General features: G+C 42.5%; 22 protein-coding genes and 1 pseudogene. 15 read left to right on the forward strand and 8 right to left on the reverse strand.

The features are described from left to right. The first annotated feature begins 194 nt into the window (after nt 1-194). The gene (locus MST17_RS02100; protein ID WP_373685436.1) at nt 195-743 is read left to right on the forward strand and encodes a methyltransferase domain-containing protein; all 549 of its coding nucleotides are present in this window, start codon (nt 195-197) and stop codon (nt 741-743) included. 87 nt (nt 744-830) lie between these two features. On the opposite strand, the gene plsB is transcribed toward MST17_RS02100, so the two are convergent. After that, a complete protein-coding gene (gene plsB / locus MST17_RS02105; protein WP_180010517.1) occupies nt 831-3,404 on the reverse strand; it encodes a glycerol-3-phosphate 1-O-acyltransferase PlsB in 2,574 nt (857 codons plus the stop codon). Between the two features lie 287 nt (nt 3,405-3,691). Here plsB and MST17_RS02110 point away from each other — a divergent pair, with 287 nt between their 5' ends. Further along, nucleotides 3,692-4,564: an acyl-CoA thioesterase II gene (locus tag MST17_RS02110; RefSeq protein WP_180026061.1), complete on the forward strand. Its 873-nt coding sequence runs from the start codon at nt 3,692-3,694 to the stop codon at nt 4,562-4,564. 249 nt (nt 4,565-4,813) lie between these two features. Further along, entirely contained in the window at nt 4,814-6,073 is a 1,260-nt protein-coding gene (locus MST17_RS02115; protein WP_180026060.1) for a dicarboxylate/amino acid:cation symporter, read from the forward strand. Here MST17_RS02115 and MST17_RS02120 read toward each other — a convergent pair. The 7 genes from MST17_RS02120 to MST17_RS02150 form a co-directional block, all read right to left on the reverse strand. After that, nucleotides 6,070-6,495, reverse strand: a complete 426-nt coding sequence (locus MST17_RS02120) for a VOC family protein (protein WP_180026059.1) — start codon at nt 6,493-6,495, stop codon at nt 6,070-6,072. The two genes, MST17_RS02115 and MST17_RS02120, sit on opposite strands and share 4 nt — an antisense overlap. 220 nt (nt 6,496-6,715) lie before the next feature. Beyond that, on the reverse strand, nt 6,716-7,660 hold the full coding sequence (locus tag MST17_RS02125) for a metal-dependent hydrolase (protein WP_078189287.1): 945 nt from the start codon (nt 7,658-7,660) through the stop codon (nt 6,716-6,718). A gap of 157 nt (nt 7,661-7,817) precedes the next feature. Continuing rightward, complete coding sequence (gene yihA, locus MST17_RS02130; RefSeq protein ID WP_180010522.1) at nt 7,818-8,678, reverse strand: ribosome biogenesis GTP-binding protein YihA/YsxC; 861 nt, start codon at nt 8,676-8,678, stop codon at nt 7,818-7,820. Between the two features lie 85 nt (nt 8,679-8,763). Then, entirely contained in the window at nt 8,764-9,207 is a 444-nt protein-coding gene (locus MST17_RS02135) for an Rrf2 family transcriptional regulator (RefSeq protein WP_078192461.1), read from the reverse strand. Nucleotides 9,208-9,293: 86 nt separating this feature from the next. Then, nucleotides 9,294-10,502, reverse strand: a complete 1,209-nt coding sequence (gene hmpA, locus MST17_RS02140) for an NO-inducible flavohemoprotein (protein WP_180026058.1) — start codon at nt 10,500-10,502, stop codon at nt 9,294-9,296. A gap of 150 nt (nt 10,503-10,652) precedes the next feature. Further along, nucleotides 10,653-12,236, reverse strand: a complete 1,584-nt coding sequence (locus MST17_RS02145; protein WP_180026057.1) for a helicase HerA-like domain-containing protein — start codon at nt 12,234-12,236, stop codon at nt 10,653-10,655. Nucleotides 12,237-12,250: 14 nt separating this feature from the next. Continuing rightward, nucleotides 12,251-13,411, reverse strand: a complete 1,161-nt coding sequence (locus tag MST17_RS02150; RefSeq protein WP_218949172.1) for a PLP-dependent transferase — start codon at nt 13,409-13,411, stop codon at nt 12,251-12,253. A 200-nt stretch (nt 13,412-13,611) separates the two neighbouring features. Between MST17_RS02150 and MST17_RS02155 the strand changes: the two genes are divergently transcribed. The 12 genes and pseudogenes from MST17_RS02155 to rpsQ all read left to right on the forward strand — a co-directional run bounded on the left by MST17_RS02155 (nt 13,612) and on the right by rpsQ (nt 19,652). Beyond that, on the forward strand, nt 13,612-14,349 hold the full coding sequence (locus MST17_RS02155) for a type 1 glutamine amidotransferase (protein ID WP_180026055.1): 738 nt from the start codon (nt 13,612-13,614) through the stop codon (nt 14,347-14,349). Nucleotides 14,350-14,617: 268 nt separating this feature from the next. Continuing rightward, on the forward strand, nt 14,618-14,929 hold the full coding sequence (gene rpsJ / locus MST17_RS02160; RefSeq protein ID WP_000070912.1) for a 30S ribosomal protein S10: 312 nt from the start codon (nt 14,618-14,620) through the stop codon (nt 14,927-14,929). A gap of 59 nt (nt 14,930-14,988) precedes the next feature. After that, nucleotides 14,989-15,627, forward strand: coding sequence for a 50S ribosomal protein L3 (gene rplC, locus MST17_RS02165; protein WP_078189280.1), 639 nt, complete (start codon nt 14,989-14,991; stop codon nt 15,625-15,627). An 11-nt stretch (nt 15,628-15,638) separates the two neighbouring features. Then, nucleotides 15,639-16,241, forward strand: a complete 603-nt coding sequence (gene rplD / locus MST17_RS02170) for a 50S ribosomal protein L4 (RefSeq protein ID WP_078189279.1) — start codon at nt 15,639-15,641, stop codon at nt 16,239-16,241. Further along, nucleotides 16,238-16,558 (forward strand): 50S ribosomal protein L23, encoded by a 321-nt coding sequence (rplW, locus tag MST17_RS02175; protein WP_005012992.1) that lies wholly within the window; start codon nt 16,238-16,240, stop codon nt 16,556-16,558. Before rplD ends, rplW begins: the two co-directional genes overlap by 4 nt. An 11-nt stretch (nt 16,559-16,569) precedes the next feature. Continuing rightward, nucleotides 16,570-17,394 (forward strand): 50S ribosomal protein L2, encoded by an 825-nt coding sequence (rplB, locus tag MST17_RS02180; protein ID WP_078189278.1) that lies wholly within the window; start codon nt 16,570-16,572, stop codon nt 17,392-17,394. Between the two features lie 19 nt (nt 17,395-17,413). Continuing rightward, on the forward strand, nt 17,414-17,689 hold the full coding sequence (gene rpsS / locus MST17_RS02185; protein WP_004281508.1) for a 30S ribosomal protein S19: 276 nt from the start codon (nt 17,414-17,416) through the stop codon (nt 17,687-17,689). A gap of 11 nt (nt 17,690-17,700) precedes the next feature. Continuing rightward, nucleotides 17,701-18,030, forward strand: coding sequence for a 50S ribosomal protein L22 (gene rplV / locus MST17_RS02190; protein ID WP_035265103.1), 330 nt, complete (start codon nt 17,701-17,703; stop codon nt 18,028-18,030). Nucleotide 18,031: 1 nt separating this feature from the next. Continuing rightward, nucleotides 18,032-18,848: pseudogene (gene rpsC, locus MST17_RS02195) on the forward strand (30S ribosomal protein S3). Further along, a complete protein-coding gene (gene rplP, locus MST17_RS02200) occupies nt 18,788-19,201 on the forward strand; it encodes a 50S ribosomal protein L16 (protein WP_068909575.1) in 414 nt (137 codons plus the stop codon). The pseudogene rpsC and the gene rplP overlap by 61 nt, the downstream one beginning before the upstream one ends. After that, nucleotides 19,201-19,398: a 50S ribosomal protein L29 gene (gene rpmC / locus MST17_RS02205; RefSeq protein WP_005012982.1), complete on the forward strand. Its 198-nt coding sequence runs from the start codon at nt 19,201-19,203 to the stop codon at nt 19,396-19,398. Before rplP ends, rpmC begins: the two co-directional genes overlap by 1 nt. Beyond that, complete coding sequence (rpsQ, locus tag MST17_RS02210) at nt 19,395-19,652, forward strand: 30S ribosomal protein S17 (protein ID WP_078189275.1); 258 nt, start codon at nt 19,395-19,397, stop codon at nt 19,650-19,652. Before rpmC ends, rpsQ begins: the two co-directional genes overlap by 4 nt. Nucleotides 19,653-19,724: the final 72 nt, after the last annotated feature.

A 19,724-nucleotide genomic window follows, 5' to 3' on the forward strand; every position in this document is an offset into this window, starting at 1 on the left:
GATGTGTATGTAAAATTGGCGTGACGTATAAAATTCAGAGCAGCTTTGTGAGTATTAAAAGAAATTCTATAAATGAATAAGATAGGTCTTTTACAACATGTATTGTTCAAATTTTCGGATGGATCTCAAAGGATAAAAATTAAATAATGACAAAATCATTTGCTGAACTTACTTAGAATCTACCCCATAGACCGATTCTGGAAAAAGCTTTGAGTTATTTTGAAAATTTACCAAAGATCTCGATTGATTGTGGTTGTGGTGCAGGAAATGAATCATCATTTCTACTCCGTCATAATTTTAAAGTATATGCATTTGATCCAACTGTTGAAGCTAAAAATATCTGTCTAAGTAAATTTAAAGACAATAAGAATTTTTTATTTTCTAATCAGGCCTTTGAAGACTATAGCTTTCCTAAAGCTAGTTTAATTATTGCTTTATTCAGTTTATTTTTTTGTTCTACGGATTCGCTTGAAAGTGTTTTAAAGAAAATGCAGGAATCCTTAAGTGAGCAAGGCATTTTACTCATACAACTATTAGGGAAAGATGATGATTGGGTAAATAATTTTTCTGAAAAATTTATAGGTTTTGAACAGGAAGAGCTTAAACAATTGTTTGATGCGGACTTTGATATTATTTATATCGATGAATTTAAAGGCAATAAACCGCTAGCCAATGGAAATCCAAAATTTTGGAATGTACATACCTTAATTTTAAAAAAGAAAATATTAAATACTTTTGTATAGTCCAAAAAATAGAGACAAGCTTTTTACAACTTGTCCCTAATTTTGCTCAAATTCTTTTGCTTTTATAGTGAAAAAAATCAGAACCGTTTATTTTTTCTTACGTTTCAAGCGCTTTTTAGCTTGTTCCGCAGCAACTTTATCTAGTGCTTCTTTTAACTCTTCATCACTAAAGGTTGTAATGTGCTGCAACATTTGCAGGGTCACATCATCCAAAACGAGGTTGGCATACTGCGCAACATTTTGGAAATTTTCATCAAACACAATGGCGTTGTTTTCATTGGTGCTGATATAACCTTGTTGGGTTAAGACTTTAATAAAGCTTTGGAATAAGGCCTTATCAAAGAACTCAGGCGAGTTAAATTCATACAACACAGATAGACGTTGACCAACCAAGTGACTGAGTTCTTCAACCTGACGCGTAGAGATATTGCCCGAACCACGTTGTGTGATTAAGGCCAAAGTCATGTAGTAACGCTCAAGACTTTGCATCACGGGTGCAGCTAAGACCACTAACTGATTGTGCTGCTCTGAGTTAGGCGCAGGGGAGATCAGGTTGCCTTCTGCATCTTCAGAAATTAGCTTGGCTTTGATCAGTACTTCTGCATACGCACAGATCTGATCTTTAAGTTCTTCATCATTCCATTTAAGGAACAACTCAGCTTTTAAGAACGGATACAGTGTACGAATGACATTAATTAAATCACCACGGCGAATAGAACCATTATGTTCAACCAAAGCGGCAATGAGTGATGGCAAAATAAATGCGTGCAGGATGTTGTTGCGGAAGTAGGTTAACAGCACCGCTTGATTATCAGCAATGGCAATAATATCGCCAAGGACATGATGAACACGTTTAATCAGCTTGAGTTTTAAACCATAAGCAATGATTTCTTTACCTGACAGCGGTGTTACTTGCATGCGCTCATCGTAAGGTAAGGCAGTTAAAAGATCACGATAGGTATCTAACTGCTTAATGCAAATCTCTTCATCTAAAGTATGTTTAGATGTTGCCAATAAAATCAGTGAAAGCAATGAAACTGGGTTCACCACTGCTGCACGGTTAATATTTTCTAAAATCACGTGTGCAGAACTGTTAATGGCATCCGAAACTTCTGGCGGAATTGGGTCGTCATTTTTCTCGATTTTGATGTTGCTTGCATTATGCTGTTTCAACATATCATCAAGGAAAACCGGCTCACCAAAGTTCAAATGCACTTTACCGAAAATACGTTCGATCTTACGCAGAGTTTTCATAATCCCGATGATCGATTCGCCCTCTTTCGGCTTACCATTCATTTCGCCAACGTAGGTCGCACCTTCCATTAAACGCTCATAACCAATATAGGTCGGTAAGAACACGATCGGTTTGGCTGGATTACGTAAATGACCATGGACAGTCATGGCGAGCATGCCGGTCTTCGGTGGTAATAAACGACCAGTACGTGAACGACCCCCTTCGATGAAGTATTCAAGCGGCGTATTACGCGCCAAAATACTGTAGAGGTATTCTTTAAATACGGTGGTGTAGAGACCATTGCCACGGAATGAACGACGAATAAAGAACGCGCCGCCGCCACGTAAAATTTGCCCGACAAATGGCATGTTTAAGTTATCGCCCGCAGCAATGTACGGCACCATCAAGCCACGTTTATAGATCACATAAGACAATAATAAATAGTCGATATGACTACGATGACATGGGGTGTAAATGATCTCATAGTCTTTGGCTAGTTCACGAACGGTACTGAAGTTATGCACTTCGACGCCATCATAAAGCTGTGTCCATAGACGAGTCAGGGCTAAGTCAGCAAAACGAACCGTTGAGGCTGAATAGTCAGAAACGATTTCATTTAAATAACCAATCGCACGACGTTCAGCTTCAACCATACTGATTTTACTGCGAATGCTTTCACGACGAATCGCATCTTGCACATCCGTAGATTTGATCAGGCCGTGCATCACATTACGACGATCAGATAAATCCGGCCCCAAAACTACTTCACGCTGTGCATCTAAATAATCATTCAGTGTGCTGACAATATAAGTCGCAGGTGACAAGTTTGGATGTGTAGTTTTGGCATATTCAACCAAACGACGCAAAGACTGTGGCTCATGGAATTCAAGGTAGGATTGACGACCGTGCAAACCAATATTGACCAACTGCTTCACTTTGCTTGGTGTAGACCATGTATCGGTAAATAATAATTTAAACCAAGAATCTTCTTTATCGGGTTCACGGCCCCACAGCACGGTTACAGGAACGAGCTCAACATCCGCATCAGGATTTTTTTCCAAAACCTCAATTAAACGTAATAAACGAGGTGGAAAGGCATGTGGCGGTGGATTGAGTAAATTGTCTTCATCATGATGTTGTAAAAACACCACAGAGGCTTTTTCTGTTTGCGTACCCACTGTCATTGGGTCGAGTGCAGGGTGTAGCTTTAAACGACGGGTTTCACCATCGACAATTAAAGCATTACTCCGTGAATGATTTTGCAGAACGTAGCAGGTAATTTTCGTTGTCTGTACGCCGGTATCTGTATCGGTTTCAGTCACTACAGGTTCTACAGGGACTTCACCTAAAACATGCGGTGTTACCACAAGGTCAAGCAGTTTACTCGAAAGCTTTCGATACATCTGACCAAAGCCGCTCTTGGACATACAAACTCCTACTTTTCATGACCAAACCACAGAGATTCTGAGGGGAATCTATTCTGCGTAATTGTACTTAAAAACTGTATGTCATTTTCTGACAAATTGCATAGATATTGTAAGATTTTATCGTTAAAAAACGTATTTTTAGCAGTTATATTGCATCAGCAAGGTGACAGATCAGTCAGCGAATCTTTAGGGTTTTAGTCTGGATTTATGGCAAAATGGAAAATATATTTAAACATCTGTTGATGTTGCCTGCGTTAGCTTAATCCCGAATGATAGATAGGTTTGTTATGAATGCCTTAACACAAGAGTTGGTTGATTTACTCAGCCTTGAAAAATTAGAAGAAAATATTTTTCGTGGGCAAAGCCGAAATTTGGTCGGGAAACGTGTCTTTGGTGGACAGGTTTTAGGTCAGGCGCTACGTGCGGCATCTTATACCACAGATCGACCTGCTCATTCCTTGCATGCCTATTTCTTATTCGGTGGTGATATCAATGCACCGATCATTTATGAAGTGGATCGTATTCGCGATGGACGTAGTTTTGTGAGTCGTCAGGTTCGTGCGATTCAACATGGTAAAACCATTTTTATGTGTATGGTGTCATTTGCAGAGCAAGAAGAAGGGTTGAACTACCAAGTTGCAGAGCCAGAATATCCAGCCGTGGAAGATTTAAAATCTGAAGCTGAGCTGAAAAGAATGATGGTGGAATTTGTCCCTGAAAACGTCCGTGCATCTTTTATGCGCGACCGCCATGTGGAAATTCGCCCGATTGATCCGCAAAACCCGTACCAACCGCAGCCTGCTGCGCCATCGTATGCACACTATATTCGTACCCATGACACGATTGCTGCCGATGTTGATGACATCTCTTTACATCAGGCCATTGCAGCATTCTATTCAGACTTTACATTGATGACGACTGCACTACGTCCACATGGTTTAAGTTATTTATCACCAAGTTTACAGTGTGCGAGTATTGACCATGCCATGTATTTCCATAAGCCATTCCGTGTAGATGAGTGGATGCTTTATGACATGGATGCCACGGTCAGTGCCAGTTCACGTGGTCTAAATTTCGGTCGCATGTGGCAAAACGGTGAGTTGGTCTGTAGTACGACACAAGAAGGCTTGATTCGTTTACGTGAAATTGAAACCCAATAAGCTTTGAGCACTATGTGTTAAGTCGTGCATGTTGAAATACTGAAAAAACCGAATCTTCTGATTCGGTTTTTTATATCCGTCAATTTTTGATATGAAGCTACTTGCGGAATGGAGTTATCTAGTTAGGGGTACTGTACAAGTTGAATGGAGCTGAATTCATGCTTTGCAGAAATGCAGCAGTACATGTGACAAAAAATTCCTCGATTCCCAATGGGTCGCATGGCATAGTGCCTGAATAAAGGATGATAAATGCAAGGCACAATGAGCTTAAATACGCAGATTTTAATTGCCGCAATATTGGGTGTGGCATTTGGGTTTTTATTAATTCAGTTTCCAGAGACGCAGTTTTTATCCGCCAGCCTGTATGGCTTGGGGATTGCCAGTAGTATTTTTATTGGTTTGCTGAAAATGATCTTGGTTCCCCTGATCTTTAGTTCGATTGTGGTGGGGGTATCGAATTTACAAGCGGGTGGTCAGCTGAGTCGAACGTGGAAAATTACCTTAGCGTGCTGTGTCACTACCACAACTTTGGCACTGATCTTGGGTCTAGCATGCGCGCATATTTTTAAAGTCGGGCAGGGCGTGGACATCGTCATGTTCCAAGATGTAATGCAACAGCATCAGAGTCCTGACACCCTCACAGCAGGTTCATTCTTTACCAATTTTATTCAAAATACACTGATCAATCCGTTTAAAGCCTTTAGTGATGGCAATGTACTCGCTGTCGTGGTGTTTTCACTATTTCTCGGTGTGGCCTTGGTCAAAGGCGGTGAAAAGTTCCGAAGCGTGAGAAAGCTCAGTCAGCAATTTTTTGACATCATGATGATGATCATTGGCTGGGTGATGAAGCTTGCACCGATTGGTATTTTCGCATTATTGGCTAAATTGATTGCTACAGAAGATATTTCGGTGTTGAGTCGCCTCGCGGAGTTTGCTGCAGTGGTCACTGGGACGACGATTTTCCATGGGGCAGTGGTATTACCTCTGCTGCTATGGATTTTTGGGAAAATGAGTCCTCTGACATTTTTTAGAGGAACACGAGCTGCCTTAATCACTGCTTTTGCAACCAGTTCAAGTTCAGCAACGATGCCACTGTCGATGAAATGTGCGCAGGAAAATTTAGGTGTACGTCCTCAAACGGCAGGCTTTGTGATTCCTTTGGGCACGCAGTTGAATATGGATGGTACAGCGCTGTATGAAGCTGCCGCGGCATTATTTATTGCCAACTTGATGGGTTTAGATTTAACCTTGGGGCAGCAGTTAATTGTCTGTGCAACCGCCATGATTGCGTCACTCGGTGCGCCGGGTATTCCAAGTGCTGGAATGGTGACGATGATTATGGTTTTACAATCAGTCGGGCTCCCTGCAGAAGCCATTGCGATTTTACTGCCGATCGATCGACTATTAGATACGGTGCGAACTGTGGTGAACGTACAGGGCGATATGATGATTAGTGTGGTGGTGGATCGTCATACGCGAGATGTAGATGAACCAGCATTATCAAATTAAGCAGATAAAGCACTGAAATGCGGGTTGTAGACGATCTCCCACAGATGCCCATCTAAGTCTTGAAAATAGCCTGCATAACCATCGTAAAACGTGGGCTGTGCGGGCTTAATTGTTTTTGCACCTGCGCGTTGGGCTTGTTGCATGATTTGATCGACGGCTGCGGGACTGTTGACGTTATGTTCAAGAGACATTTGAGTTGGACAAAACGCTGATGTACTGATTCCGGTGTTATGACTAAGGCTATCTTGTGGCCAGAGTGCGAGCTTTAAACCGTGTTGTAAATCAAAAAATGCCACAGCGCCATGTTCAAATTCAGTCCCAATAATCCCTGCGCTATTTAGACCTAAACCCTCCTGATAAAACGCGAATGCAGCGTGTAAATCTTTCACAGCCAGTGTAATAACGGAGATGTGAGCGTGCATGGAGATGCTCCTGAACGGTGTATTTTTATTTTAGGATAAGGCTGAGTATAAATGCATTTTAAAGAGAATAGGGAACTTGGAATAACTGTACTTTAAACATCGAACTTATGAGCCTATCCATCTTGAGTGTGTTGATTGCTCAGTAAAAAAATGGAGCGTAATGGATGTGAGCACAAAAAAAGCAGGGCGAACCCTGCTTAATACAAATTTTAAATGGTGTTTAAGCAACTTTCAGTGCGGCGCGTTTTGCAGCAGGAGAGTTGTCGAGATAGGCAATCGCATCTTCAGTTTTTGCTTCATGTACAGGATCGTACCAAGGCATTAAATACCCCAATTGCTGCGACACCAACCAAAGCGGATGTGGCAATAAGCGATTGTCTTTTTGCGCGATACGCGCCCATTCACGCCAAATCCACGGTTTATATACGGCAGGTTTAATCGATGCATAGCGCGAGTCTTGCTGCATGATATGTGCTGCACCATCGACCCATAGACCAAGTACGGCAGCAATCACGATCACACTTTGATAATAGCGAGAAATATAGCCCCCACCGAGATGACGATACAAATCAAAAGCCACGGTACGATGTTCTATCTCTTCTGCACCATGCCATTTTACTAGATCGAGCATATTCGGATCGGCACCGAGGCGTTCCCACTCTTTGTTATATAAAGCATATTTGCCTAGTACGCAGGTCATGTGCTCAACTGTTGCAATCACCCCTAAACGAAAGAGATCCCATTGATGATCCAAAGCTTTAGGTACGTTGAGCCCTAAAGGTTGGTCCGCAAGCAGTTTGCCAAAGAGGAAGTCCATGATTTCAAGGTTGCGTTGAATACTGATATTGCGCTGAGACAGATATTCTTTATTGGCAGAGTTATGCGCCTGAGCATGCATGGCTTCTTGGCGGATAAATGCTTTAACGTCCTCTGCTAATTTTTCATCTCTAATTTGTGGCAATACTTTGTTATACAGACGGCAAAACCAAAACTCACCAGCCGGTAAGATCATATTAATTTCATTAATAAAATAGCTGACAAATGGTTGGTTGGGCACCCAGTCAACTTGAGTATCTTGCCACTCAAATTTCACTTTGCGTGGCTTAATTTTATATTCGATTGATGATCCAAGTTTTGTGTTTCTCAAGCGGGAGAGTAATTTCATGACCTATCCTTGTTTTTATGTGATCGAGTACACATCTGATGTATTCAGTATCCAAAAAAAATCCTGCATTGTGATTAGCAATACAGGACATTTCATTATCTTCAGATGATACTTTTTGTCAGACAATCATCCTTGCGCTGACTTTAAAATTACTGGATTAGTGGTCTGAATTTTTGCCTTCAGCTTGGGGTAAATCTTCAGATGTAGTGTCGACGTCATCGAATGCTTCCGCATCTGCATCGATTTCAATATCATCTTCCGATGCTTCAGGAATGCTATCAAGATCAAACTCTGTCGATTGTTCTAGAGTGAAGTTAAGACGACCCGCCATGACACTCGCTAACTCTTCTAAACCTTGTTTATTCAATGATGAGAACAATTGGATAGAGAAGTTCAGCTTCATTTTTTTCAATGCTGCTTTCACTTCTTGTAGTGCTTTAGAGGCTGGGCCACGGTTTAATTTATCTGATTTGGTGAGCAGTACGTGCACGAACAATTTACGAGAATGTGCCCATTCCAACATCATGACGTCAAAGTGTTGTAGTGGATGACGGATATCCATCAACAGCACAAGACCTTGTAAACTTTCACGGTGTATCAGGTAGTTTTCTAACTCTTTTTGCCACACGATTTTCATCGCTTCAGGTACAGCGGCATAGCCATAACCCGGTAAGTCGACCAAACGTTGATCAGGATTTCCTAAACTGAAAAAGTTGATCATTTGGGTCCGACCCGGTTTTTTCGACGCACGAGCCAATTGTTTTTGGTTAGTGAGCGCATTAATGGCACTTGACTTACCCGCATTGGAGCGGCCAGCAAAGGCAATTTCATAGCCGGTATCTTCAACGCAGAGGTTGAGTTTAGGCGCACTCATTAAGAACTCAGCTTTGCGTAGCCAGTTGAGCGAGCGCACAGCATATTCAGTAATCGCAGAGTCTACTTTTTTCTCATAAGTAATCTTTTGCTTCGGCGCATTGGCCGCTTTACTGTTTCGTGATTTTCCTCTGTGCTGATGCATAACCCAACTTCAATAACTGATTTAACAACACGCATTATAAAGGAAGTCGGGCAGGCAAGCGAATTTTGTCGCAGGCAAAGTGAAATTAGAGATTGATCATTTGAATCGGAGATTGTGTTGTAAATTTAGATGCGCTGCTTGGTTGCAAGACATCGGCAAGTTTGTACTGATCGAGACTTTGATAAAACTGTTCTAAAGCTTGGTCTAAAATGCTTTTTAAACCACACTGACTGCGCAGTACGCAGGGTGGGTCATTGCATTCAACAATCTGGTGATTACCTTGCAAAATCCGTACGATTTGACCGAGCTGAGCCTCAAGTGCTTCAGGGTTAAGGCGGATGCCGCCACCTTTGCCGCGGCTGGTGATTAACCAGTTTTGCTTTGCCATAAAATGCACAATTTTCACCAAGTGATTACGCGAAACGTGCAGGTCTTCTGCAATTTCAGCAATGTTATAAGGCACATCACGAGGACGTGCGATATAGAGCAAAATGCGTAATGCATAATCGGTGAATTTATTGAGTTGCATGATAATACTGTGAGTCTGAGAGAAATAAATAAGGGCTAGTCTAGCATAACTAAACTAACCCTTTGTATTTCAGGTGAATAGCTTAGTTAGTGTTTTACACCACCAGTGCCGAAAGCTTCGCTGTGAATATTGCTAGCAGGAATACCACGAGCAATTAAAGCTTTCTGTTGTTCAGCCATAAATGGCATTGGACCGCAAAGGTAATAATCCGCATTGATCGGTAACAGTGCAGTATCCATGCTGCCTAAGTCTAGACGACCAGCAGCATCATAATCTTCACCTAATTTATCATTAGCATGAGGGAACTCATACGCTGTAAAGGTGCTAAGACGTGGGTATTTTGCTTCCAAATCCTGAATGTGTTTATGCATTGCATGCACTTGTTTGCTACGGCAGGCATGGATAAATGTTACAGGTTGTGGCATGTCTAAAGTCACCAACTGATTTAGCATCGCAATCATTGGTGTTAGACCTACACCACCACTGATAAAGACATTGCGTTTTTGTGAATCAATCAGGAAGAAATTACCTGTTGGTGCAGACACTTCGATTTCTGAACCGATCTCCAAGCCATGCAGTGTATTTGATACCCAACCTGGAACCAAGTCACCTTTCTGATCTTCACGTTTTACAGAGATACGTAAGTAGTTGTCTTGTGGGTTGGTCGACAGTGTATATTGACGTGGTTGTTTTAGACCCAGCTCATCGACCAATACACGTACAGAGATGTACTGACCTGCTTCATATTTTGGTAAATCACCACCATCAGAAGGCTCAAGGTAGAATGAGGTGATTTCATCACTTTCAGCCACTTTTTTCGCGATTTTGAAATTACGCCAACCTAACCAACTGCCTTTAGTTTGCTGATGTTGCTCATAAATCGCTTTTTCAGTGCTGATAAACAAGTCTGCCAATTGTCCATATGCTGCTGCCCAAGCGGCAATCAGTGGATCTTCCATTGAAATGCTTAATACTTCACTGATCGAGTGCAGCAAATTTTCGCCGACAATATTATAGTCTGGCGCTTGAATGTTAAGACTCACATGTTTATGCGCAATTAATTCTACAACTGGTAAAAGTACAGATGGGTCCTCAATATTTTCAGCATAAGCCAATACAGCACCCGCCAAGGCTTGTGCCTGAGCACCGCTGCGCTGATGTCCCATGTTAAAGGTTTCTTTGAGGTCAGGGTTATTGCCCAACATACGATTATAGAAGTAACCAGTCAGCGCGACACCATTTTCACGTAGAACAGGAACAGTAGCTTTTACTAGGTCAATTTGCTGCGGAGTCATAGCTGATCTCTCATGGCTGTTATTTATAAGATGTATTTAAAATACATTTTTAAATACATCCGCGCAATACATGTTTTAGTAAAAACCATAAAAAAATTATGGAATATAAAAAGATTCCATAAATTTGTACTTTTTAATTGGGCTTTTAGATTATTTCTTGCCGAAGAGAGAACCTAAGAGGCCACGGATAATTTTCTGACCTGTCGACCCACCCAAGCTGCGTGCTGCACTTTTTGCAAAAGTTCCTACAGTGTCTTGAATCAGTTTTTCACGTTGTTTGGCTGAGCGCTCAGCGTCTTTTTGTTGTTCGCGTGCAAGGCGTTCTTGTTCACGCGCTTGCTGTTTAGCGAGTGCATCCGCTTCCTTGGCTTTTTGTTTGGCCAAGGCTTCTTGCTCTTTGGCTTCTATTTTATCTTGTTCCGCTTGGATGGTTTGTTGTTGGCGTTCGGCCACTTTGTTTTGCAAAAGTTCATAGGCACTTTCACGGTCTGCTTCGGTGTCATACACACCTGCGACAACGCTATTTGCCATGAGTGCTTTACGTTCATCTACAGCAATTGGATTAAATGAAGAGTAGGGTGGCATCACCCAAGCACGCTCAACGATTTGGGGTGTGCCTTGTTCATCTAGACAGCTAATCAGTGCTTCACCTACAGCTAGCTCCGTAATCACTTGATCGACTTGAAATGCAGGATTGGCTCGGAAAGTATCTGCTGCGGTTTTTACGGCTTTCTGATCTTTTGGGGTAAATGCACGTAGCGCATGCTGAACGCGGTTACCTAGTTGTCCTAAAACACTCTCGGGTAGGTCAAGTGGATTTTGCGTTACAAAGTAAATCCCGACGCCTTTAGAGCGAATTAGACGAACCACTTGTTCAATCTTTTCTTGTAAAGCAGGGCTGGCATTATCAAACAATAAATGCGCTTCATCGAAGAAGAACACCAGTTTGGGTTTATCCATATCTCCAACTTCAGGCAATTGTTCAAACAGTTCTGACAGCATCCAAAGTAAGAAGGTCGCATAGAGCTTAGGGGTATTCATTAACTTGTCAGCGGCAAGCAGGTTGATGTTGCCACGACCTTGTGCATCCGTTTGAATGAAATCCATGATATTGAGCGCAGGCTCACCAAAGAACTTGTCACCGCCTTGATCTGCCAAGGCAAGCAAATTACGTTGAATTGCACCTAAACTTGCAGGCGATAAATTGCCATATTCATTTTTAAATTCAGCTGCATGTTCACTGACGTAGCTAATCATGGCTTTTAAGTCTTTAAAGTCGATGAGCAATAAGCCCTGATCATCGGCAATACGAAAGACCGCAGATAACACGCCTTCTTGCGTGTCGTTTAAATTCAGAATTCTGGCAAGGAGAAGTGGACCAATTTCAGAAATGGTGGTGCGAATGGGATGTCCTTGTTCACCAAACAAATCCCAAAACACCACAGGGGAGGCAGCAAAAGGAATGCTCTCGATATTTAAACTTTTAATTCGTTCGTCAAACTTAGGATTGCTTTCACCTGCTTTGGCAAGGCTAGAAACATCCCCTTTGGCATCGGCTAAAAATACAGGTACACCCAGCCGAGAAAAACTTTCTGCCAACACCTTCAACGTCACCGTCTTACCAGTACCTGTGGCCCCAGCAATCAAACCATGGCGGTTTGCAAATTGTGAATGAAGCACCACATCTTGTGTGGTGTCTTGTGTTTTTTTGCCAATAATAATTGGTGTACCCATAGATGTTCCTGTATTTATTCGAGTTGCTGTTTATTTAAATGTTGTAGTGCGTTTTCTATATCTTGTATTAAATCTGCAGGATGTTCTAGTCCTATACAAAAGCGAACCAGTAAGCCGGCTTGAATATGTGAATGTTCGAGTACACGCATATCTTTTAAGTTATATAGCATCACTAAACTGACTGGGCCACCCCAGCTAAAACCGAGCTTAAATAGTTTAAGTGCATCACAAAAGCGGCGTACATCTTGCAGGCTATATTTTTCATTAAATACCACGCTGACCAAGCCGGCACTGTGTTGTTCTGTACAAATTTCTTTCCAATACTGATGTCCTGCGGAAGCTTCATCAGCAGGATGTAAAACCTGTACAAAGGCTGGTTGCTGTTTTAGCCAATTTAATAAAGTTAAAGCACTTTGTGACTGGTGTTCATAGCGAAGGCGCATAGAAGCCAGACTGCGTTGTACTTGCGCGGCGTCATCACCAGAGATACTAATGCCTTGAATGGCGTGCGCACGAAACAGTTTGTGATGAAGCTTTTTATCTCGTGTAATTATCGAACCCATCAAAATATCCCCGCCGCCACTTGGGTATTTGGTCAAGGCATGTACACTGATATCGACACTCAGATGCTCAGCACTGAAATCAAAAGCATTAAAGGCAAGTCCTGCTCCCCAAGTATTGTCCAGTGCAGTGAGAATGTTGTGGGCTTGGGCTTTTTTGACCAAGCCGACTAAATCTGGAAACTCTAAAGTGACAGAACCTGCCGCTTCTAACCAGATAAGCTTGGCTTGCGCTGAAGGTGTGAATGAGTTGACATCAATCGGGTTATAAACCTTGACCACGATACCGTAGTGGGTTTCTAGGTTGCGTAGATGTTCCATATTTGGGCCATAGATATTATCTGCGACCCAAACCTCATCCCCTTGACTTAAAAAACATGAATTGACCAAATTAATTGCAGACAAACCGCTTGGTGCAAGTAAGTGATACAAGCCTCCTTCAATCTGAGCAAGCTGATCGCCTAGGGTAAATGTCGTGGGGGTACCATGCGTGCCATAGCTATAGTCATAATCATCGGTCCAATGGCGATTAAATAGCGCATCTGTATTTTCGAAAATTATAGTGGATGCACGAAACAGGGGAGGTTGAACACTATTGATGTATTGCGGTGCCATTCTTGGTGCATGAATGAGTTCAGTTTGAGGATTCTTTTTCACGTGGCGCTCTGAAATGATCAAAATAATAATGAATGTTCAAAAGAATACGACTAAAACGCATGGATTTACGATGCTTTTGTATAGAAAATTAAGTGAAAAGCAAAGTTGGCTTCATTCTTGCAAAACCGATATCAGAGCAACAACAATAGGTTTAGCGCATGAAGTCGCATTTAAAAGTACATTATTTTCAGCATATTGCTGGCGAAGGGTTCGGCAGTTGTTATGAATTTTTAAAACAGCATCAGGCCAAAATTACGGCCACAGAATTCTTTGCATTACCTGTCGATCAAGCCCTAGATCTCGAGGCTTTGCCGCATGTTGAAGATGTCGATTTACTTATCATTATGGGTGGGACCATGAGTGTAAATGATGAAGCAAATTTCCCATGGTTAAAAATAGAAAAGCGTTGGCTGCGACGCTATTTGGCCCTCGGTAAAGCCGCAATCGGGCTTTGTTTAGGTGGGCAATTGATTGCTAATGCTTTGGGCGGTGCAGTGAGTCGAAATGCACAACAAGAATTGGGTTGGACGACCATCCGTAAGGTCGCTAACGTACCGCATGACTGTTTCAAACTACCTGAAGAGTTTAAAGTCATGCAGTGGCACAGTGAAACATTTGAAATTCCCAAAGGAGCGGTATTACTGGCGGAAAATGATGCATGTCGTAATCAAATGTATCAAATCGGGCAAAATGTTTTGGGCTTTCAATTTCATCCTGAAATTACCCCTGAAGTACTCGATTTATTTTTGGAAAATGATGAAGAGGTGGCATTTTTTTCAGGAACATCTGTACAGCCAGTACATGATCTACGGAAAAGCGCAAAAAACAAATTTATTGAGGGAAATCAAATACTAAACCAAGCAATAGAGTATGTATTAAGAAAAAATGCCTATTGATTAAAAGTTAAGCAATTGATCTTGCATAAAAAATGAAAAATATAAGAAAAACAGCAAAAGAGATTTGCTTATGCAGTAAACAATAGCTATAATGGGCGACCCTTTGATGAAGGGGGTTGGCTACGAAAAAAGTAGTTAACATCGTGACAGTCGCGGCATCGATCGTGACCTTAGTGATATTTCACTGCTCTTGACACTTGCCTCTTTTAAAGTGGGGTGAGATGCGTCAAGGGTGATTCTTTATATATTTGGCTTGGAGTTAACTGGTATGTCTAACCAGAGAATTCGTATCCGTCTTAAGTCTTTTGATCACCGTCTAATTGATCAATCAGCTCAAGAAATCGTAGAAACAGCAAAACGTACTGGCGCACAAGTTTGTGGTCCAATCCCGATGCCTACACGTATCGAACGTTTTAACGTTTTAACATCACCACACGTTAACAAAGATGCGCGTGACCAATACGAGATCCGCACTTACAAACGTTTGATCGACATCGTTCAACCTACAGATAAAACTGTTGATGCATTGATGAAGTTAGATCTTGCAGCTGGTGTTGATGTTCAGATCGCTTTGGGTTAAGGCTTTCGGTTAATTAACGCTCTAAGTTAATTAGGCCGCTTTTTTAGAGGTTTATGCACATGGCTATTGGTTTAGTCGGTCGCAAGTGCGGTATGACACGTATCTTTACAGATGCTGGTGTTTCTGTACCTGTAACAGTGATTGAGGTTGATCCTAACCGCATCACACAAATCAAAACGCTTGAAACTGATGGTTATCAAGCGATTCAAATCACTACTGGTGAACGTCGCGAATCTCGCGTAACTAACGCTCAGAAAGGTCACTTTGCGAAAGCTGGTGTAGCTGCTGGTCGTCTAGTTCAAGAATTCCGCGCTACAGAAGCTGATCTTGAAGGTCGTGAAGTTGGCGGAACTATCGGTGTGGATGTGTTTACAGTGGGTCAAATTGTTGACGTTACTGGTACATCTAAAGGTAAAGGTTTCCAAGGTGGTGTTAAGCGTTGGAACTTCCGTACTCAAGACGCTACACATGGTAACTCTGTATCTCACCGTGTTATCGGTTCTACAGGTCAAAACCAGACTCCTGGTCGCGTGTTCAAAGGCAAAAAAATGCCTGGTCACTTAGGTGCTGAACGTGTAACTACACAGGGTCTTGAAATCGTTGCTATCGACGCAGAACGTTCAGTTCTAGTTGTTAAAGGCGCGGTTCCTGGTGCTACTGGTGGCGACGTTACTGTTCGTCCTACTATCAAGGCCTGAGGGGAAATAACGTGAATTTAAATACTGTTTCCGGCTCTGCTGTTGAGTTATCTGAAGTTGCGTTTGGTCGTGATTTTAACGAAGCTCTTGTACACCAAGTTGTTACAGCTTACTTAGCTGGTGGTCGTCAAGGTTCTAAAGCGCAAAAATCACGTGCTGACGTTTCTGGCGGTGGTAAAAAACCTTTCCGTCAAAAAGGTACTGGCCGCGCTCGTGCTGGTTCTATTCGTAGCCCAATCTGGGTTGGCGGTGGTAAAACTTTTGCTGCTCGTCCACAAGACTGGTCTCAAAAAGTAAACCGTAAAATGTATCGCGGTGCTATGCAATGCATCCTGGCTGAGCTTGTTCGTCAAGATCGCCTTGTTTTAGTTGAAGAGATTGCTGTTGCAGCTCCAAAAACTAAAGAATTGCTTGCAAAACTTAACGACTTGAATGCACCTCGTGCATTAATCGTTACAGATGCTGTTGATGAGAACTTGTATCTTGCTGCTCGCAACATTCCACACGTTGATGTGGTTGATGCTGCTGCAATCGATCCTGTTAGCTTGATCGCGTTCGATAAAGTTGTTATGTCTGTTGCTGCTGCTAAGAAAATTGAGGTAGAACTCGGATGAACAACGAACGTATCTATCAAGTCCTACAAGGACCTGTATTCTCAGAAAAAGCACAAGTTTTAGGCGAAACTGCTGGTGTTCAAGTGTTCAAAGTTGCACTAGATGCAAACAAACTTGAAATCAAAAAAGCTGTTGAGCAACTATTTGGTGTTCAAGTTGTTAAAGTTAACACAACGATCACTAAAGGTAAGACTAAACGCTTTGGTAAAACATTAGGACGTCGTTCTGATGTTAAAAAAGCATACGTCACCCTGAAAGCTGGCCAAGATGTTGAAATGGCTGACTTGGGCGATACCGCTGAAAACGCAGCGGAATAAGGACGAAAATTATGCCGATTCAAAAATGTAAGCCAACGTCTCCAGGACGTCGCTTTGTAGAGAAAGTGGTTCATAACCACCTTCACAAAGGCGCGCCATATGCTCCGTTGGTTGAAGCTAAAAAACGTACTGGCGGTCGTAATAACAACGGTCACATTACAACTCGTCACGTTGGTGGTGGTCATAAACAGCACTACCGTATCGTAGACTTCAAACGTAACAAAGACAGCATCCCTGCTGTAGTTGAGCGTATTGAATACGATCCAAACCGTACAGCTCATATTGCTTTATTGAAATATGCTGACGGTGAACGTCGCTATATTATTGCACCTAAAGGCCTTCGCGCTGGTGATCAAGTTCAATCTGGTAACGATGCTCCAATCCGTCCAGGTAACTGCTTGCCACTTCGCAACATGCCTATCGGTTCTACTCTTCACAACATCGAGCTTAAAATCGGTAAAGGCGCACAATTAGTACGTTCTGCTGGTACATCTGCTCAATTGTTGGGTCGTGACGGTTCTTACGCTATCATTCGTCTTCGTTCAGGCGAAATGCGTAAAGTACACGTTGAATGCCGTGCTGTGTTAGGTGAAGTTTCTAACTCAGAAAGCAACCTTCGTTCACTTGGTAAAGCAGGTGCATCACGCTGGCGTGGCGTTCGTCCTACCGTACGTGGTATGGCGATGAACCCAGTAGACCATCCACATGGTGGTGGTGAAGGACGTAACAAAGGTATTCAACCTGTAAGTCCATGGGGTCAAAAAGCTAAAGGGTACAAAACACGTACCAACAAGCGTACGACTAAGATGATCATTCGCGACCGTCGCGTTAAGTAACAAGTAAAGGAATCTGACAATGCCTCGTTCTCTGAAAAAAGGCCCATTCGTCGATGCGCACTTGTTCGCTAAGGTTGAAGCGGCTATCGCGGCTAATAACCGTAAGCCGATCAAAACTTGGTCGCGTCGTTCGATGATCTTACCGGATTTTGTTGGTCTAACAATTTCTGTACACAATGGCCGTAACCATGTTCCAGTGATCGTATCTGAGCATATGGTTGGTCATAAATTAGGTGAATTCGCGCCAACTCGTACCTATCGTGGTCACGGTGTTGACAAGAAGTCTAAACGTTAATAGGTGCTATGATGGAAGTAACTGCTAAATTACGCGGTGCCGCTATCTCGGCACAAAAAGCACGTTTGGTTGCAGACCTAATTCGCGGCAAATCTGTTGCGCATGCTTTAAATATCTTAAACTTCAGCAACAAAAAAGCTGCAGTTTTAGTTAAAAAAGCATTGGAATCTGCGATTGCAAACGCTGAACACAATAACAGTTTAGATGTAGACGACCTTAAAGTTTCTACGATCTACGTTGATGAAGGCATGAGCCTGAAACGTATTTTGCCACGTGCTAAAGGCCGTGCAGATCGTATTACTAAGCGTACTTGTCACATTACCGTTAAGGTAGGGGTTTGATATGGGTCAGAAGGTTCATCCAATCGGTATCCGCCTAGGTGTTGTGAAACGTCATAACGCTAACTGGTATGCGAATCCGAAACAATATGCTGAATATTTGCTAAAAGATCTTCAAGTTCGTGAGTTTTTAACTAAAAAACTTAAGAATGCGATGGTAAGCAATATTCTTATCGAACGCCCTACAGGCGCAGCTAAAGTAACTATTAGCACTGCACGTCCTGGTATCGTGATCGGTAAAAAAGGCGAAGACATTGAGAAATTACAACGCGAATTAACAGCCATTATGGGTGTTCCTGCGCAAGTAAGTATCAACGAAATCGATCGCCCAGATTTAGACGCTCGTTTAGTTGCTGAAGCAATCGCTTCTCAATTAGAAAAACGTGTAATGTTCCGTCGTGCTATGAAGCGTGCGGTTCAAAACTCTATGCGTGCTGGTGCTAAAGGTATCAAAGTAGAAGTTTCAGGCCGTCTAGGTGGTGCTGAGATTGCTCGTACTGAATGGTATCGTGAAGGTCGTGTACCTCTTCATACTCTTCGTGCTGACATCGACTATGCTACTATGCGTGCTGAGACTACTTACGGTACGATCGGCGTTAAAGTATGGATCTTCCGTGGTGAGATCTTGGGCGGCATGAAACAAGTCATGAACCCAGCTCCAGCTGAAGAACGTCCAGCTAAACGTGGCCGTGGTCGTGGTGAAGGTCAAGAGCGTCGTGGTCGTCGCAATGATCGTTCTGCTGAAAAAGGAGAATAATCCATGTTACAACCTAAACGTACTAAATTCCGTAAAGTGCAAAAAGGCCGTAACACTGGTCTAGCACATCGCGGTAGCTCAGTATCTTTTGGTACTATTGCACTTAAATCAGTTGAACGTGGTCAAATGACCGCACGTCAAATTGAAGCAGCGCGTCGTACAATCAGCCGTCGTATTAAACGTGGTGGTAAGATCTTTATCCGTGTTTTCCCAGACAAACCAATTACTGAAAAACCATTAGAAGTTCGTATGGGTAAAGGTAAAGGTTCTGTGGAATACTGGGTTTGCCAAATCAAACCAGGTAAAGTCTTGTACGAAATTGATGGTGTTAACGAAGAACTTGCTCGCGAAGCGTTTACGCTTGCTGCTGCAAAACTTCCGTTTAAAACCACTATCGTGACTCGGACGGTAATGTAATGAAAACTAATGATCTACGTGAAAAGTCGGTAGAAGAGTTGACAGCTTTGCTTGATGAGCAACAGCTTAACCAATTCCGTCTTCGTATGGCGAAAGCAACTGGTCAATTGGGTAAATCGCACGAAGTTGCGCTTACTCGTAAGACAATTGCTCGTATTAAGACCCTCCTTACCGAAAAACAGGGGAACGGACAATGAGTGAACAAACAGTTCGCACGTTAACCGGTAAAGTAGTTAGCGACAAGATGGACAAGTCTATCGTTGTTCTTATCGAACGCCGCGTTCAACACCCGTTGTATGGCAAATCAATCCGCCGTTCAACTAAATTACACGCTCATGATGAAAATAATGTTGCTAAAGTTGGCGACGTAGTAAGCATCAAAGAAAGCCGCCCAATTTCTAAAACTAAGTCTTGGACTTTAGTTGAAGTTGTTGAAGCTGCTGCTGAGTAATTAAACGTTCTTGCATCATCGGTCAATTTCGAGTACTCTTTGAGCCTTTCGAAATTGCGACCGGTGATGCTC

The sequence above is a fragment of the Acinetobacter sp. YH16056_T genome (genome assembly GCF_024605895.1).
GTDB classification, from domain to species: Bacteria; Pseudomonadota; Gammaproteobacteria; order Pseudomonadales; family Moraxellaceae; genus Acinetobacter; species Acinetobacter amyesii.

Bases quoted from the DNA above. Each gene is read 5' to 3' on its own strand.
- MST17_RS02150 (WP_218949172.1), bottom strand. From the start codon at position 13,411: ATGGCACCGCAATACATCAATAGTGTTCAACCTCCCCTGTTTCGTGCA.
- rplC (WP_078189280.1), top strand. From the start codon at position 14,989: ATGGCTATTGGTTTAGTCGGTCGCAAGTGCGGTATGACACGTATCTTT.
- rplW (WP_005012992.1), top strand. From the start codon at position 16,238: ATGAACAACGAACGTATCTATCAAGTCCTACAAGGACCTGTATTCTCA.
- MST17_RS02125 (WP_078189287.1), bottom strand. From the start codon at position 7,660: ATGAAATTACTCTCCCGCTTGAGAAACACAAAACTTGGATCATCAATC.
- yihA (WP_180010522.1), bottom strand. From the start codon at position 8,678: ATGCATCAGCACAGAGGAAAATCACGAAACAGTAAAGCGGCCAATGCG.
- MST17_RS02155 (WP_180026055.1), top strand. From the start codon at position 13,612: ATGAAGTCGCATTTAAAAGTACATTATTTTCAGCATATTGCTGGCGAA.
- rpmC (WP_005012982.1), top strand. From the start codon at position 19,201: ATGAAAACTAATGATCTACGTGAAAAGTCGGTAGAAGAGTTGACAGCT.
- rplB (WP_078189278.1), top strand. From the start codon at position 16,570: ATGCCGATTCAAAAATGTAAGCCAACGTCTCCAGGACGTCGCTTTGTA.
- MST17_RS02110 (WP_180026061.1), top strand. From the start codon at position 3,692: ATGAATGCCTTAACACAAGAGTTGGTTGATTTACTCAGCCTTGAAAAA.
- MST17_RS02115 (WP_180026060.1), top strand. From the start codon at position 4,814: ATGCAAGGCACAATGAGCTTAAATACGCAGATTTTAATTGCCGCAATA.
- rpsJ (WP_000070912.1), top strand. From the start codon at position 14,618: ATGTCTAACCAGAGAATTCGTATCCGTCTTAAGTCTTTTGATCACCGT.
- rplV (WP_035265103.1), top strand. From the start codon at position 17,701: ATGGAAGTAACTGCTAAATTACGCGGTGCCGCTATCTCGGCACAAAAA.
- hmpA (WP_180026058.1), bottom strand. From the start codon at position 10,502: ATGACTCCGCAGCAAATTGACCTAGTAAAAGCTACTGTTCCTGTTCTA.
- rpsQ (WP_078189275.1), top strand. From the start codon at position 19,395: ATGAGTGAACAAACAGTTCGCACGTTAACCGGTAAAGTAGTTAGCGAC.
- MST17_RS02135 (WP_078192461.1), bottom strand. From the start codon at position 9,207: ATGCAACTCAATAAATTCACCGATTATGCATTACGCATTTTGCTCTAT.
- MST17_RS02120 (WP_180026059.1), bottom strand. From the start codon at position 6,495: ATGCACGCTCACATCTCCGTTATTACACTGGCTGTGAAAGATTTACAC.
- rpsS (WP_004281508.1), top strand. From the start codon at position 17,414: ATGCCTCGTTCTCTGAAAAAAGGCCCATTCGTCGATGCGCACTTGTTC.
- rplP (WP_068909575.1), top strand. From the start codon at position 18,788: ATGTTACAACCTAAACGTACTAAATTCCGTAAAGTGCAAAAAGGCCGT.
- plsB (WP_180010517.1), bottom strand. From the start codon at position 3,404: ATGTCCAAGAGCGGCTTTGGTCAGATGTATCGAAAGCTTTCGAGTAAA.
- MST17_RS02145 (WP_180026057.1), bottom strand. From the start codon at position 12,236: ATGGGTACACCAATTATTATTGGCAAAAAAACACAAGACACCACACAA.